The sequence below is a fragment of the Rhizobium herbae genome (genome assembly GCF_019511375.1).
Lineage (GTDB): Bacteria > Pseudomonadota > Alphaproteobacteria > Rhizobiales > Rhizobiaceae > Pararhizobium > Pararhizobium herbae_A.
Genome location: NZ_JAEUAO010000001.1, coordinates 796769 through 811369 on the forward strand (window position 1 = coordinate 796769; position 14601 = coordinate 811369).

At 64.6% G+C, this 14601-nt stretch carries 8 protein-coding genes and 1 pseudogene; 4 read left to right on the forward strand and 5 right to left on the reverse strand.

All coding sequences use genetic code 11. From position 1 onward, the window contains the following. Window positions 1-80 precede the first annotated feature (80 nt). Window positions 81-3233 carry an efflux RND transporter permease subunit gene (locus JNB71_RS03985; RefSeq protein ID WP_220370519.1) on the reverse strand — a complete coding sequence of 1051 codons (3153 nt, stop codon included), beginning with the start codon at window positions 3231-3233 and terminating at the stop codon, window positions 81-83. Further along, window positions 3230-4447, reverse strand: a complete 1218-nt coding sequence (locus tag JNB71_RS03990) for an efflux RND transporter periplasmic adaptor subunit (RefSeq protein ID WP_220370520.1) — start codon at window positions 4445-4447, stop codon at window positions 3230-3232. The genes JNB71_RS03985 and JNB71_RS03990 overlap by 4 nt, the downstream gene beginning before the upstream one ends. 182 nt (window positions 4448-4629) lie before the next feature. Here JNB71_RS03990 and JNB71_RS03995 point away from each other — a divergent pair, with 182 nt between their 5' ends. From JNB71_RS03995 to JNB71_RS04005, 3 genes are all read left to right on the forward strand, one after another. After that, the gene (locus tag JNB71_RS03995; RefSeq protein ID WP_220370521.1) at window positions 4630-5040 is read left to right on the forward strand and encodes a carboxymuconolactone decarboxylase family protein; all 411 of its coding nucleotides are present in this window, start codon (window positions 4630-4632) and stop codon (window positions 5038-5040) included. A 102-nt stretch (window positions 5041-5142) separates the two neighbouring features. Beyond that, the gene (locus tag JNB71_RS04000) at window positions 5143-7608 is read left to right on the forward strand and encodes an ATP-dependent helicase (protein WP_220370522.1); all 2466 of its coding nucleotides are present in this window, start codon (window positions 5143-5145) and stop codon (window positions 7606-7608) included. Between the two features lie 234 nt (window positions 7609-7842). Continuing rightward, entirely contained in the window at window positions 7843-9453 is a 1611-nt protein-coding gene (locus JNB71_RS04005) for an adenylate/guanylate cyclase domain-containing protein (RefSeq protein WP_346657236.1), read from the forward strand. A 235-nt stretch (window positions 9454-9688) separates the two neighbouring features. Here the strand turns inward: JNB71_RS04005 and JNB71_RS04010 are convergent. Further along, window positions 9689-9867, reverse strand: a pseudogene (locus tag JNB71_RS04010) (Lrp/AsnC ligand binding domain-containing protein); the annotation flags it as partial. A gap of 77 nt (window positions 9868-9944) precedes the next feature. Between JNB71_RS04010 and JNB71_RS04015 the strand changes: the two are divergent. Further along, complete coding sequence (locus JNB71_RS04015) at window positions 9945-12131, forward strand: CHASE2 domain-containing protein (protein WP_220370523.1); 2187 nt, start codon at window positions 9945-9947, stop codon at window positions 12129-12131. 90 nt (window positions 12132-12221) lie between these two features. Here JNB71_RS04015 and JNB71_RS04020 read toward each other — a convergent pair whose 3' ends face one another. Continuing rightward, window positions 12222-13250, reverse strand: a complete 1029-nt coding sequence (locus JNB71_RS04020) for a FecR family protein (protein WP_220370524.1) — start codon at window positions 13248-13250, stop codon at window positions 12222-12224. A 90-nt stretch (window positions 13251-13340) separates the two neighbouring features. Next, window positions 13341-14489: a DUF2778 domain-containing protein gene (locus tag JNB71_RS04025; RefSeq protein WP_223215743.1), complete on the reverse strand. Its 1149-nt coding sequence runs from the start codon at window positions 14487-14489 to the stop codon at window positions 13341-13343. Window positions 14490-14601: the final 112 nt, after the last annotated feature.

Sequence of the window (14601 nt, forward strand, 5' to 3'; positions counted from 1 at the left end):
CGTCGGGGAGAAGGTGGCGCGAAGCGCCGGATGAGGGGCGGTTGACGCCGAGACCACCGGCCCGAACAATTTGGACGCCCCTATTCCGCGGCTTCGGCCAGTTGCAGCGCTTCGGCCTGCTCCAGCTCGCGGTGCAGCCGCCGTTCCTCATCGACATGCGGTTTGGTGAACCGGGCAATGACCAGATAGGCGACCGGCGTCAGATACAGCGTCACCACCGTGGCAAGCCCGAGGCCGCCGACCAGCACGCCGCCGAGGGCGATACGAGCCTCGGCGCCGGCTCCGCTTGCCAGCACCAGCGGCACGGCACCGACGATGGTGGCGATCATCGTCATCATCACCGGCCTCAGCCGGATATTCGCCGCGTTCTCGATCGCCGAGCGCAGGTCTTCGCCGCGGTCGCGCAGCTGATTGGCGAATTCGACGATGAGGATGCCGTTCTTCGCCATGATGCCGACCAGGAGCACCAGGCCGATCTGGCTATAGATGTTCAACGTATTGCCGGTGAGCAGCATGGCAAAGACGGCGCAGGCAAGGCCGAGCGGCACTGTCGACATGATGATCAGGCCGCTGACCAGACTTTCGAATTGTGCGGCCAGCACCAGGAAGATGATCACCAGCGCAAAGCCGAAGGTGATGAACATGCCGTTGGCGTTCTCATCGAGCGTCGCGGCTTCCGCAAGCGGCACGACGCGCGACCCGGGCGGCAGGAGCGGCTCGGCCATCTGCTCGACCATCGACAGCGCGTCGCCGAGCGCGACATCGGGCCCGAGACCCGCAGAGAGCGAGACGGAGCGCAGCTGCGACTCACGCGACAGCTGCGGCGCAACCGCCCTTTCCTCGACGGTCGCAATCGACGACATGGGCACGATCTTGCCGTCGCCCGTCTTCAGGAAGATGTTCTGCAGGTCGGTCGGGTCGTTGACCGGATTGGTCGTCGACAAGAGCTTGACCGGATACGCCTCGCCGTCGACATAGACGTCGAGCACGCTGTTGCCGTCGAGCATCGCCTGCAGCGCCGACGACAGGCCCTTGATATCGATGCCGAGATCGGAGGCGCGTTCGCGGTCGATCGTCACCGAAAGCTGCGCCTGGTTCTCCTCGTAGTTCAGTCGGACGTTTTCGAAACGGCCGCTGTCTTCCATCTGCCGCACCAGTTTCGCCGCCGCCTCGCCGAGCTTGCGGTAGTCGTTGCCGACCAGTGCCACCTGCAGGCCGTTGCCGGCGCCGCGGATGCCGAGGCTGTTCGGCTGGATCGGGAAGACGCGGATCGACGGGATATTCGCCGTTATCCTGGTGATGTCGGCGGAAATCTGTTGCTGGGTGCGGTCCCGGTCGCTCCAGGGCGCCAGCGTCAGCACCATGAAGCCACCGTTAACCGAGCCGCCCTGGCCGGAAACGGAGAAGACATTGGCGATCTCGCCGCTGTCGACCAGCGGCTTCAGCCCGTCCTCGACGCGGCGCATCTGCGCCTGCGTGTATTCCAGCGAAACGCCCTGCGGCGCCTGCATCCGCAGCATGATGCGGGCGCGGTCCTCCGTCGGCGTCAGTTCCGACTTCAGAAGCGTGAAGGCGCCAGCGCCCGCCGCCGTCACCATGGCAGCAACCATGAAGACGATCAGCGGCGAGTTGAGGCAGGCCCGCAGCGTCCGCCGATAGAAGCGCGCGGCAAAAACGCCGATCTTGGCCATGAACCCGGTATGGCCATGCTCCTCGCCATGCGGTTTGAGCATGCGCGACGCCAGCATCGGGCAGAGCGTCAGGGATACGAAGGCCGAGAGCAGGATGGCGAAGGCGAGCACGAAGCCGAACTCGCGGAACAGCCCGCCCGTCTGCCCCGGCAGGAACGACAGCGGCACGAACACCGCCGCAAGCGTCGCCGTCGTGGCGATGACGGCGAAGAACACTTCGAGCGTCCCGAGCACCGCCGCCGCCCGCGGCCCCATGCCCTCGCCACGTCGCCGCACGATGTTTTCAAGCACGACGATGGCGTCGTCCACCACGAGCCCCGTCGCCAGCACGATCGCCAGCAGCGTCAGGATGTTGATCGAGAAGCCGGCAACATAGATCGCCGCGCAGGTGCCGACGAGCGCGATCGGCATCGTCAGCGTCGGGATGAGCGTCGCCCGCCAGTCGAGCAGGAAGAGATAGATGACGATGGTGACGATGATGACGGAGGCAATGAGCGCGATCTGCACCTCGTGGATGGCGCCCTCGATGAACACCGCGTCGTCGCTGGTGACCTTGAGCTGCGTGCCCTCCGGCAGGATCTCGTCGATGGTTGCCACCGCCTTCTTCACGCCCCGCGAAATATCGAGCGTGTTCGACTGCGCCTGCCGGATGATGCCGAGCCCGATGCCCGGGCGGCCGTTTGACCTCAGCGACGACGTGCCGATATCCGGGCCGAGCGTCACCGTCGCGATATCGCCGAGCCGCACATTGTCGCCGAGGATCAGGTTCTCGAATTCCTCCGGCGTCTGCAGGCCGGCGGTGGCGCGCACCGAAATGTCCTGGTCGGCGCTTGTCAGCGATCCGGCCGGCACGTCGAGCGAGGCGGTCGCCAGCGCATCGCGCAGATTGGCGACGGTCAATCCGCGCGACGCCAGCTTCGACTGGTTGACGTCGATGCGGAAGATCTTCTCCTGGTCGCCGTTGATCTGCACGTCGGCGACACCCTCGACGGCGGCGAGCCGGTCGGTGATCTCGTTTTCGGCAAGCAGCGTCAGGTCTTCCATCGACAGCGTGTCGGACGTCAGCGCCAGCCGGAGGATCGGCTGGCTGTCGGCGTCGGCCTTGACGATGCGCGGCTCGTCGGCATCCTCCGGCAGCTGGTTCGCCACCCGCCCGAGCGCATCGCGGATATCGTTGGAAGCCTGGCCGATATCGGTCGTGTCGGAAAATTGCAGCGTGACGCGGCTCTGGGCATATTGCGACGTCGAGGAGATGTCCTTGATGCCCTGGACGCGCGACACGGCACCCTCGATCACCGAGGTCAGCTCGCGGTCGACCGTTTCGGGCGAAGCGCCGTCGAACTGGGTGTTGACCGAGACCACCGGCTGGTCCACCTGCGGCAGTTCGCGGATCTCGATGCCATTCAGCGCTGCCAGACCGGCAACGATGATCAGCGTGTTGACGACCAGCGCAAAGATCGGCCGGCGGATGAACAGCGCCGTAAAGCCCGCCGTACGCCCGGCTCCGTGATGGTCGCCGGTGGCGTTCAACGGGCCGCTCATTTCGCGGTCTCCACTTCTGAGACCTTCTGCTCCTCGACCCCCTCTCGCGATTTCTGTTGCGGCGGCTTCTCGTCGCTCGCCACACGCACCGCGCCGCCGTCGCGCAGGCGCTGCACGCCCTCCATCACCACGGCATCGCCCTTGGCGAGGTCTGCCTCGACCAGCACCTTGTCGGAATTGCGCTGGATGATCTTGACCGGGACCTTCTGCGACTTGTCCTGTTCGACGCGCCAGACATAGGAGCCGTCGGCGCTCCACTGGATCGCCAGCGGATTGACCGTCGGATAGTCGTCGCCGGGGAAGCGGACCGAGACGGAAAAGGACATGCCCGCCCTCAGCGTATCCTCCGGATTGTCGACCCGTGCCCTGACCCGCAACGTCCGGCTTGCCTGGTCGATGCGGTTGTCGATGGCGTCGATGGCACCCGAAAACTCCGAGCCCGGCAGCGCGATGGCCGAGGCCGTCACCGCCTGCCCGACGGCGATCTTGGTGGAAAACCGCTCCGGCACCCAGAAATCGACAAGGATCTGCGAGCGGTCGTCGACGACGGCGACCGGCGTCGAGGTGGTGACATAGTCGCCCGGATTGACGGTGATGATCCCGACGATGCCGCCGGAGGGCGCAAGGATGTCGCGGCGCTTCAGGTCAAGCTGCGCCGTCTGCAGCGCAAGTTCGGCGGTCTGCATGGCGAATTCCGCATCGCGGGCGACGGCGACCGACACGGTGTTGCCGAGCCTGCGGTTGCGCTCGACCTTTTCGCGGGCGCTGTCGAGCGCGACCTTGGCCTGGGCCGCGGCAATCTTCTGCTCGTCGCTGTCGAGACGGGCGATCACCTGGCCCTTCTCGATCTCGTCGCCGGATTTGACGAGGATCTCGGTGAGGTTGCCCGTCGCCTGCGGCGTGACGGCGACTGAGACGATCGCCTCGCCATTGCCGATCGCGTTCAGCCTGTCGTTGACGACGGCGCTGTCGACCGGCTGCGTGACGACGAGCGGCGCACCGCCGCCCTGCCCGCGCCGGCCCGCACCCTGACCCTGCGCCCGGCCCTGCCCGTCACCCGTCTCTGCCGCCGGCCTTGCGGCAAAGGCCACCAGTTGCTCGGGCACACCCGCCTTGGCAAGCATCGCGCCGGCGCCCGGCACGAAGCGGACCCACGCACCGAGACCTACCGCAAGAATGACAAGACTGATCGACACCTGCTTCCAAAGCCGCATCAACGAACTCCATTGAAATCACGGCTCCCGGCCATGGCGGCGCGCGGGGTCCATCAACAAGGCCAACTATCCCCTTTTGCCGCAGCCCGGGCAATGCCAGAATACCATCATTACGCAATTGTAATGAAAGCAATTTTCGGCCCTGAGCGGCCGCTTTCCAGTCAAACGAACCCGGAGGCCCCATGAGCACAATCGCCAAGTATCCGAACCCGGAAACCGATCCGCGCGTCAAAGCCGTGTTCGACGACATCCGCGCCACCCGCAAGTCCGACTTCATCAACAACATGTGGCATTACCTCGCCTTCGATCCCGGCCTGCTGGAAGCCACCTGGGCCGAGGTCAAGGCGGTGATGGCAACGCCGTCGGCGCTCGATCCCATGGTGAAGGAGATGCTCTATATCGCCGTCTCCGTCACCAATGGCTGCGGCTACTGCGCGCATTCGCATACGGCCGCCGCCAGGGCCAAGGGCATGACCGCCGAGCAGCATGCCGATCTCCTGCGCGTCATTTCGCTTGCCGGCAAGACCAACCAGCTGGCAACCGCGCTGCAGGTTCCCGTCGATCCCGTCTTCGATGCCGATCATCGGCCCTGATCGCGGCACAAAAGCGGTTGTTTCCCCAATGAAGCTGGACTTCCGGAATAAAAGAAGAACGGAATTCTGGCCTTTCGGCACCGAATCACTACATTGAGCCGCATGAGCAATGGATTTGACGACATTCCCTTCTTCGACGAGGAGCCTGCGCCGCGCCCGTTGCGCGGCCGTGAGCCGGCGCCGCCGGCCCCCTCAGGCGGCATCGCCGCCCGCGCCATGGCTGCGCGTGACCAGCATCGGGCGCCCGATTATCTCTCCGGCCTGAACCCGGAACAGCGCGAAGCGGTCGAAACCCTCGACGGTCCCGTTCTGGTGCTCGCCGGAGCCGGCACCGGCAAGACCCGGGTGCTCACCACCCGCATCGCCCATATCCTGGCGAGCAGCCGGGCCTATCCCAGCCAGATCCTCGCCGTCACCTTCACCAACAAGGCGGCGCGTGAAATGAAGGAGCGCATCGGCGTGCTGGTCGGCGCCGCCGTAGAGGGGATGCCCTGGATGGGCACCTTCCACTCGATCGGCGTCAAGCTCTTGCGCCGCCATGCCGAACTCGTCGGGCTGAAGTCCTCGTTCACCATTCTCGACACCGACGATGTCGTGCGGCTGATCAAGCAGATCATCCAGGCCGAGGGCATCGATGACAAGCGCTGGCCGGCCAAGCAGTTCGCCCAGATGATCGACGGCTGGAAGAACAAGGGCTTCGGCCCGGCCGACATCCCCGAAGGCGATGCCCGCTCCTTTGCCAACGGCAAGGGCCGCGAGCTCTACGCTTCATATCAGGCCCGGCTGATGACGCTGAATGCCTGCGATTTCGGCGATCTTTTGCTCCACCCGATCCGCATGTTCCGCGCCCATCCGGATGTGCTGAAGGACTATCACGACAAGTTCCGCTATATCCTCGTCGACGAGTATCAGGACACCAACACCGCCCAGTACATGTGGCTGCGGCTGCTTGCCCAGCGGCCGAAGGGAACGCCGCAGAACGTCTGCTGCGTCGGCGACGACGACCAGTCGATCTATGGCTGGCGCGGCGCGGAGGTCGACAACATCCTGCGCTTCGAGAAGGATTTTCCCGGCGCCAAGGTGATCAAGCTGGAGCGCAACTACCGCTCGACCGAGCACATCCTCGGCGCCGCCGCCCATCTGATCGCTCATAACGAAGGCCGCCTCGGCAAGACGCTGTTCACCGACCGCACAGACCCCGACGACGACAAGGTGCAGGTGCACGCCGCCTGGGATTCCGAGGAGGAAGCCCGCGCCGTCGGTGAGGAAATCGAGCAGCTGCAGCGCCAGCAGCACAACCTGAACGACATGGCGATCCTGGTGCGTGCCTCCTTCCAGATGCGCGAGTTCGAAGACCGCTTCGTCACGCTCGGCCTCAATTACCGCGTCATCGGCGGCCCGCGCTTCTACGAGCGGCTGGAAATCCGCGATGCGCTCGCCTATTTCCGCCTCGTCTGCCAGCCTGCCGACGATCTCGCCTTCGAACGCATCGTCAACACCCCCAAGCGCGGCCTCGGCGATACGACGGTGCGCAGCCTGCACGACTATGCCCGCGGCCGGAATATCCCGATGCTCGCGGCGGCTGCCGATCTCATCGAAACCGACGAGATGAAGGCCAAGCCGCGCAAATCGCTGTTCGACGTCGTCACCATGTTCAAGCGCTGGCAGGGCCTGCTGGAAACCACGCCGCACACCGAGCTTGCCGAAACCATCCTCGAAGAATCCGGCTATACGGACATGTGGAAGAACGACAAGTCGGCCGAAGCGCCCGGACGCCTCGAAAACCTCAAGGAACTCGTCCGCTCGATGGAAGCGTTCGAATCCATGCGCGGCTTCCTCGAACATATCGCCCTGGTGATGGATGCCGAGCAGAACGAGGATCTCGACGCCGTCTCGATCATGACGCTGCATTCGGCCAAGGGCCTGGAATTCGAAACCGTCTTCCTGCCCGGCTGGGAAGAGGGCCTTTTCCCGCACCAGCGCGCCCTTGACGAAGGTGGCCGCTCTGGACTCGAGGAGGAACGCCGCCTCGCCTATGTGGGCTTGACGCGCGCCAAACGCCGCTGCCACATCTGGTTCGTCTCCAACCGTCGCATCCACGGCCTGTGGCAGTCGACGCTGCCCTCGCGCTTCCTCGACGAATTGCCCGTCGCCCATGTCGACGTCGCCGAGACCGACCAATCCTATGGCGGCTACAACCGCGGTGGCTACGGCCAGTCGCGTTTCGACAGCCAGGAACCCTTCGCCAACGCCTATTCCACCCCCGGCTGGAAACGCGCCCAACAAAACAAGACCGACGCCACCCGCGACAACTGGGGCACCCGCTCCGGCGTCGGCCTGGAGCGCATCGGCTACGGCGAGAGCGGCCCGCGCGCCCGCACTATCGACGGCGAACTCGTCGCCAAGTCGAAGATCGACGAACCCTCGAAATTCAACGTCGGCGACCGCGTGTTCCACATCAAGTTCGGCAACGGCAACATCGCCGGCATCGAGGGCAACAAACTGACCATCGACTTCGACCGCGCTGGGCAGAAACGGGTGCTGGACGGGTTTGTCGAGCGGGTGTGAGGTCACCTTGGGGATGGATCCTCGGGTCAAGCCCGAGGATGACGACCTTCGGGGCAGATCGGCAATAACAGCATCCTCACATCGGAGGCATCCGGTTTCCCGTGTCAAACCCCTCCCCTCCGTCATCCTCGGGCTTGACCCGAGGATCTATCGGGTCGCAACACCACCTCCCTCAGTGCCTATTCCTTCCCGATATGGCATATTAGCCGAAAGCAAACCAAGGGAGCAGGCAACGTGCAGCGGAAGCTGGCGACGATCATGGTGGCGGATGTCGTCGGTTCCACGCCGGCGATGGAAACCGATGAGGAAACGGCGCTGACGCGCGTCGCTTCGTGCCTGCAGGCGGTGGAAGACATGGTGGCGCGCTATGAAGGCCGGGTCTTCAGTACCGCCGGCGATGCCGTGCTTGCCGAGTTCTCCAGTCCGGTCAATGCGCTGCGGGCATCCATGGAAGCGCGAAACGCCATTGCGGCCGTGCCCGGCGCCACGGCTTTCGACATTCGCTTCGGGCTTCACCTCGCCGACGTCGCCGTTTTCGGCAATGATCTGCGGGGCGATGGCGTCAATGTCGCAGCGCGGCTGCAGTCGACGGCCGAAGCGGGCGCCATCGATGTTTCAAGAGCTGTCTACGATCACGTTCGCCGAATAGCGCCGTGCAAATTCGAAGAGATTGGCGAACGTAATTTGAAGGGCATATCCGAGCCGATGCTGGTCTACCGGGTGGGGCAGACCACGGACCGGCATCGCTACCTGACGGCGCCGACCCGCAATGCGACGCTCGCCGTCAGCAAACCGAACTCCGTCGCAGTCATTCCCTTTTCGACCTCCTCAGCGGCGGACCAGGACCAGCTCTTCCTTGCCGAAGGGCTGACAGACGACCTGACGCTGGAGCTTGGCCGGCTGAAGAGCCTTTTCGTCAGTTCGCGCTCCGCCTCGACCGCGCTCGCGACGCGCGATCCCGTCGAGGTCGGCAAGGCGCTCGGCGTCCATTATGTCGTCATCGGTTCGGTGCGCAAACTCGGACCGGTCGTGCGGCTGAACATAGCCCTCGTCGAAACCGAGTATGGACATGTCGTCTGGTCCGATCGGGTCCAGCGCCCGTTCGACGAGATCCTTGACGTGATCGACGAGATCACTGCACGCGTGGCCGCGACCGTCGCAGGACGTATAGAGCAGGCCGAGATCGTCGCCGCCCGCCTGAAACGGCCCGAGAACATGTCCGCCTACGAATATTACCTGATCGGGCTCGATCATCACCGGCTCATCGGCGTTGCCGACCACCACATCGACGAGGCGATGCGGTGGTTCGAGAAGTCGATGGAGGCCGACGCGACCTTCGCGCGGCCGGTCACCATGCATGTCTGCGCCTGGAGTTCACTGCCCAGCTTCGACCGGAGTATCGGCGAGTTGCGCGTCGCGCAGGCGCTTGAACTCGACCCGACGGACCCGGAGTCCCACCGCGTCATGGGCGCACTCAAGATGATGGGCGGCGATTTCGTGACATCGCGCCATCATCACGAGCGCGCCCTCGATCTGGCACCCAACGAAGCCTATATCATCGGCCGCTGCGCTGCGTTCTATACGTTTGCAGGCAATCCTTCGCGCGCGCTGGACTTGCTCGATCGCGCCGAGGCGCTCGATCCATTCCTGCCTGTGTGGATTACCGAGGAGCGGGTCGCGGCCCTGTATGCGCTGGAACGGCACAAGGATATGTGCGCAGTGGCGGGTGCCCTGCCGTTCCAGACCCGCCGGACACTGATGTATCAGATGGCAGCGCAAGTTGCAGCGGGCGACATCGAGCGGGCGCGCAGGTTGGCACGTCAAGCACTGGCGCTCGACCCTTAGCTATCAGCGGATTATATCGGAACACAGGAGCTGTTTGAGGATAAGGCGATCATTGCCGAACTGATCGAGCGCGCATGTGCGGCCGGCCTGCCCCGAGCCGCGGTCGAGGTCGAGGTCCAAGAAGCATCCTGAGCCGCGGAACTGTCCCGACCGTCGATGCCCTGTCAAAGTTGCTCGTGGGCGCCCCTATTGCGACGGCGACCCTCCCGTCCAGCCCAATGCTTTGAATGTGAACCTAACGAGGCAAATCCGACGTCTGCTTGACCACCTGGCTCGGAACATGGGTTTTGACGTTCTGCATGCCCTTTATGCGGCTCAGATGTTCTGACTGGAAGCGCCGGTAGTCATCGATTTCCGCGGCAACGACGCCCAGGAGTCGCCCAGCATCAGGTAACACTCCAGCACCTGCGGAACTGGCGACTGATCCCTTATTTTCCCGATTGCTGCCGGTTATGGTAGGCTCCGGCACCTGAGGGGCGGATGGCGTAGTCATGACACGCGCACAGCAAGTTGGCGTCATTGTCGGTCTGGTGATCGTAGCGATCCTGACGATCCTGCGGGCGAGTGATCCGCAGCTGATGCGGCAGGCCCGCGAAGTGGCATTCGACGAGTATCAGCGCGTTGCGCCGCGGGCATTCCAGGACCTGCCGGTGCGGGTGATCGACATAGACGAAGCGTCGCTGAAGGAATTCGGCCAGTGGCCATGGCCGAGGGATCGCATGGCCAGGCTGGTGGACCGGCTCTCGGAAATGGGTGCAGCGGCGATCGCCTTCGACATCCTCTTCTCCGAGCCCGATCGCCTGTCGCCACGTGCGGTCATGCGCGATGTCGTCGGCGTGGATCCCGCAATCGTTGCGCGGCTGCCGGACAATGACGAGATCTTCGCCCGCTCGATTGCCGAAAAGCCGGTCGTGCTCGGCTTTGCGCTCTCCAACGATGGCAGCGCCCGGCCCGAGGTCAAGGCCGGCTTTGCCTTCACGGGCGAACCGCCCTTTCATGCGCCGCCCCGCATCACCGGCGCGACGCCGATGCGGCCGCAGCTTGAGGCCAGTGCCGCCGGCATCGGCCATATCAGCCTCAATCCCGGCGATCCGTCAGCAGTGGTGCGCACCGTGCCGCTGTTGCTGAGCGACGGGCGGCAGCTCTATCCGAACCTTGCCATCGAGGCGCTGCGCGTGGCGCTCGGCGCCTCGACCTACGTGCTGGCCAATGCCCCGGATATTCCAGACACCATCACCCTGATCAGGATCGGCGATTTCGTCGTGCCGGTGACCGCCGCAGGCGCGCTCTGGCTCTATCTCACCCCCGACAGGGCCGACAGGTATGTTTCGGCGCGTCAGATACTGGCCGACAAAGGCGTGTCGCCTGAAACACGTGCGGCAGTGGAAGGCAGCATCGTCTTCGTCGGCACCTCGGCCGCGGGCCTGCAGGACATTCGCACGACCGCGCTCGGGCAGAACGTACCCGGTGTCTCGCTCCAGGCGCAGATCGTCGAGCAGATCCTCTCCGGGCGCTTTCTCTCGCGGCCGGACTGGGCCGATGGCCTCGAAATCCTGTCGATTGCCGTGGCCGGCATCCTGCTCGTCCTCCTGACCACCTTCGTCAGCCCGGCAGTCGCGCTGGTCTGCGGCCTGCTGGTCACGGCGCTTGCCCTGGCTGCCTCCTGGCTCGCCTTCCTCTACGGTGGCCTGCTCCTCGATCCGCTGGCACCGATCGTCAGCGGCTCGATCACCCATTTCGCGGCCACCGCGTTCCGCTTCCTGGTGATCGACCGGGAACGCCGCGAGGTCCGGCTGGCCTTTGGCCACTACCTCTCCCCCTCGCTGCTTTATCGCATCGAGCACACGCAGGGCGCGCTGCGTCTCGGCGGCGACGACCGCGAACTGACGGTGATGTTCGTCGATATCCGCAACTTCACCGAGATCAGCGAACGGCTGGCGCCGACGGCCGTGGTCACATTCCTCAACACGTTTCTCGACGCCCTCAGCGGCCACATCATCGCCAATGAAGGCACCCTCGACAAGTTCATCGGCGATTCGATCATGGCCTTCTGGAACGCGCCCGTCGATGTCGGCGACCATGCGGCCAAGGCCGTACACGCCGCATTGGCCATGCGCGAGACGCTCGCCCGCCTCAATGCGGAGGACGCCTTCGGCTTTGGCAACGGCCAGAGGGTCGGCATCGGCATCGGCATCCATACCGGCCTTGCCTGCGTCGGCAACATGGGAGCGGAAACCCATTTCAACTATTCGGCGGTCGGCGACACGGTCAATGTCGCAGCCCGCATCGAGGCTGCCTGCAAGGATGTCTGTTTCGATATCCTCGTCTCGGAAAGCACGGCGAAGCTGGCGCCGCGATATGCACTGCTCGAGGCAGGCGCGCTCGCCCTCAAGGGCAAGAGCACGCGGACCCGCACCTTCGCCGTCGTCGGCGACGAACGTTTCGCCGCGTCGGCCGAATTCGCCGCGCTGAAGCATGTCCACGGGCGGTTGATCGACGCGCTGGCGGCACAATCGCCGGCCGCTCGCGAAATCCTGCGCGAAGCAAAAAGCCATAGCGGGGGATCGTCGGCGGATCTCGCGGAGTTCTATCGCCGCATCGCGCGCAGGGCAGACCACTTTCTCCAACGTCCCGCCGCACCGCCGCGCGTCCTTCCGGGCGGCAAGACGCTGCATTAGCCGCCCATGGGTACCGCCGTCGGCAGCGTCAGCCCGTCTCGGCAAGATGGCAGCGTCGTCGACGGCAGATCCGCAAGGACGCCCCGCCCGTCACTTCCCGTTCCGGCCTTTGTTGCCGCGGTCCTTGTCCTGGCCGCGGCGATCGCCCCCCTTGCCGTCCTTGTCGCGGCCGCGATGATAGCCGTCGTCATGATCCCCGTGATGCTGGCTGCCGTCGTCGACGCTGTGGCCGTCGCGGTCATGATGCCGGTGGCCCTTGTCGCGGTCTCGCGGCTTGTCCGGCTTCTCGTAATCGGGCTTGTCCGGCTTCTCATAGTCGGGTTTGTCAGGCTCGTCGTGATCGCGAGGCTTGTCGGGCTTGTCGTCCGGCGGGTCGTCGTCGGGTTCGACGATCGGCTTGACGGGAGCAGCGCGTTTTGCCCTGGGTGGCGGCTTGTCCTGCGGCACCGCAAGGCTCGCAAGGCCGCAACCGCCGCCGCCGATCCCCGAAAGCCTTTGATTGCCCGAGAGAAACGGCAGCGCCCTGGTATCGCCGAGCGTCTCGAAGATGCCGCGATCGACCTTGCTGGTATCGGTCAGGCTTCCGTTGGGCTTGGCAACCACGCAGTCGCAGCGCCGCGTCAGTTCCCTGCAGCCGCCCGGGCCGCAAAAACTGGCGGCCCCGCCCAAGAGAACGACCGCCGTCGTGCCGTCGGCACCGATGTAGAAATCAAAGGCGGTGCCGCGAACGCCGATCGTTCCGGCTGGCGTCAATATCTCATAGGCCGCATGCTTGGAATTGCCGCTGATCCAGCGAAACGTGCCCTTGGCTGCCTTGACGGTGAGCTTCTTCACCGACCGCGAGCCATCGTAGACGAATTTGTCGATGACCACGGACGATCCCCAGCCGACGGCGAGCTTGGTGCCGTCCCGGAAGACAAACTGGCCGAGCCCGGATTTGGACGTGCGAATCCGTTCGTCCTGATAGACCGGATCGTCGACCGCAAGCTCGCCGCTCGCACCCGTCACCGCCGTCTTGATGTGGACGGCCTTGCCGATCGATTGCGCGGCAACGGAGGGCGTTGCGGTGGCGAGCAGAACACTGAATGCGGCGAGCGCAACCCGATCTGGAGCAAACATCTCCCCCCTCCTCGAGAGGGAGGAACATTAGCATATCGTAATTTATATGTCTCGCGCGCCGGCAGACATCGATGCGGCCGCAGGCAGTGTCTAGGCGCCCTTCGAAAACAGCGAGGCGAGCGTCTTCTTCGGTGCGGAGAAGCCGCCCTTCATGCTGTTGACGATAACCATATGCGTGATCTCGCCGCGTTTGAAGGCCTTGAGGAAGCGCGGATATTCCTCGAAGGCGACGCAGCCGTGCGAGTCGCCCCGGTTGCGCAGGAGGTAGCTGTGGGCGAGCAGGCCGACCCGGCCATGCGGCGCAACCCCGTTGACGGGCGTCAGACGCACGGCCTCGACGCCGTGGAACAGCGCCTCGCGCATCGTCACCCTGTAGGTGCCGGGCGGCGTCGGACCCTTCATCTTGACATGGACGTAGGCGGGATTGTCGCGCATCTTGCCGATGCCGGAATGCGCCTCGAGTTTCTCGCCGTTCGGCATGTAAACAACGCCGGCCGAGATATCGTAATAGGCGACACCCTTGCGGCCGCGGAAGGTCGGGCGAACCTCGTCCCCATCGTCCATGGGAAGACCCGGCTTGGCGTAGGCAAGCTCCCTGGCCGCCGGCTTGGTACCGTCGGCAGGTTTGCGGGCGCTGTCGGCAAGGTTTCTCGGCTTGGAGAGCGGCAGCGGGCCCAGATCCGGGAGCATGCCATTCAGCGACGAGGCCGGTTCCTGCATCACCAGACTGAAGGGCTTGCCCAGGCCTTCCCTGAGCGAGACGTTTTCAACAAGCGCATTGGCCACCATGGGCGTCGAGCCGGTGATCACGTCGTCGCCCTTCGCCGCAGCCGCCTTCGCCAGCGCCAGAACCTGTGTCTTTTCGATAAAGTCGACAGGGGGCTTCGCCAGGGCAATGGCAGCAATGCTCTTTTGCGGGGCAATCCTGGAGGCCAGATGGACACGCGGCAGGACTGTGAGGCGCGAGAATTTGGCAAGCCGCACCAGGCGCTGCTGCTGCGGGGCAGCGCGAACGATCGCATTGAGCCCCAGAGACGCTTCCAGGCGCGGACTTTTATCCGACGGCAGCGACGGTCCCATGCTTTGCATGGCCGCGAAGGTCGCAATCATCCAGACCGCCGCGGCAACACCAACACCGATAAAGGTCGCTCCGGAAACGAGAGAATACGCTTTTTTCGCGCGGTCTGCCGGTTTGCCGGATGAGGCGACATGACTGAACTTTTCGACCGCAAACGCCATGATACTCGTTACCCAAAACGCATTACACAATCCGAAGGCAACGGAACGCATTGCCGAGGAGGTCGGTCCAATGCTTGAGGGGCGCCAAACTCTGCGCTTTCCCGGGCATGCC

Coding starts and splice junctions, on each gene's coding strand:
- JNB71_RS03990 (WP_220370520.1), bottom strand. CDS start 4,447: ATGCGGCTTTGGAAGCAGGTGTCGATCAGTCTTGTCATTCTTGCGGTA.
- JNB71_RS04020 (WP_220370524.1), bottom strand. CDS start 13,250: ATGTTTGCTCCAGATCGGGTTGCGCTCGCCGCATTCAGTGTTCTGCTC.
- JNB71_RS03995 (WP_220370521.1), top strand. CDS start 4,630: ATGAGCACAATCGCCAAGTATCCGAACCCGGAAACCGATCCGCGCGTC.
- JNB71_RS04015 (WP_220370523.1), top strand. CDS start 9,945: ATGACACGCGCACAGCAAGTTGGCGTCATTGTCGGTCTGGTGATCGTA.
- JNB71_RS03985 (WP_220370519.1), bottom strand. CDS start 3,233: ATGAGCGGCCCGTTGAACGCCACCGGCGACCATCACGGAGCCGGGCGT.
- JNB71_RS04025 (WP_223215743.1), bottom strand. CDS start 14,489: ATGGCGTTTGCGGTCGAAAAGTTCAGTCATGTCGCCTCATCCGGCAAA.
- JNB71_RS04000 (WP_220370522.1), top strand. CDS start 5,143: ATGAGCAATGGATTTGACGACATTCCCTTCTTCGACGAGGAGCCTGCG.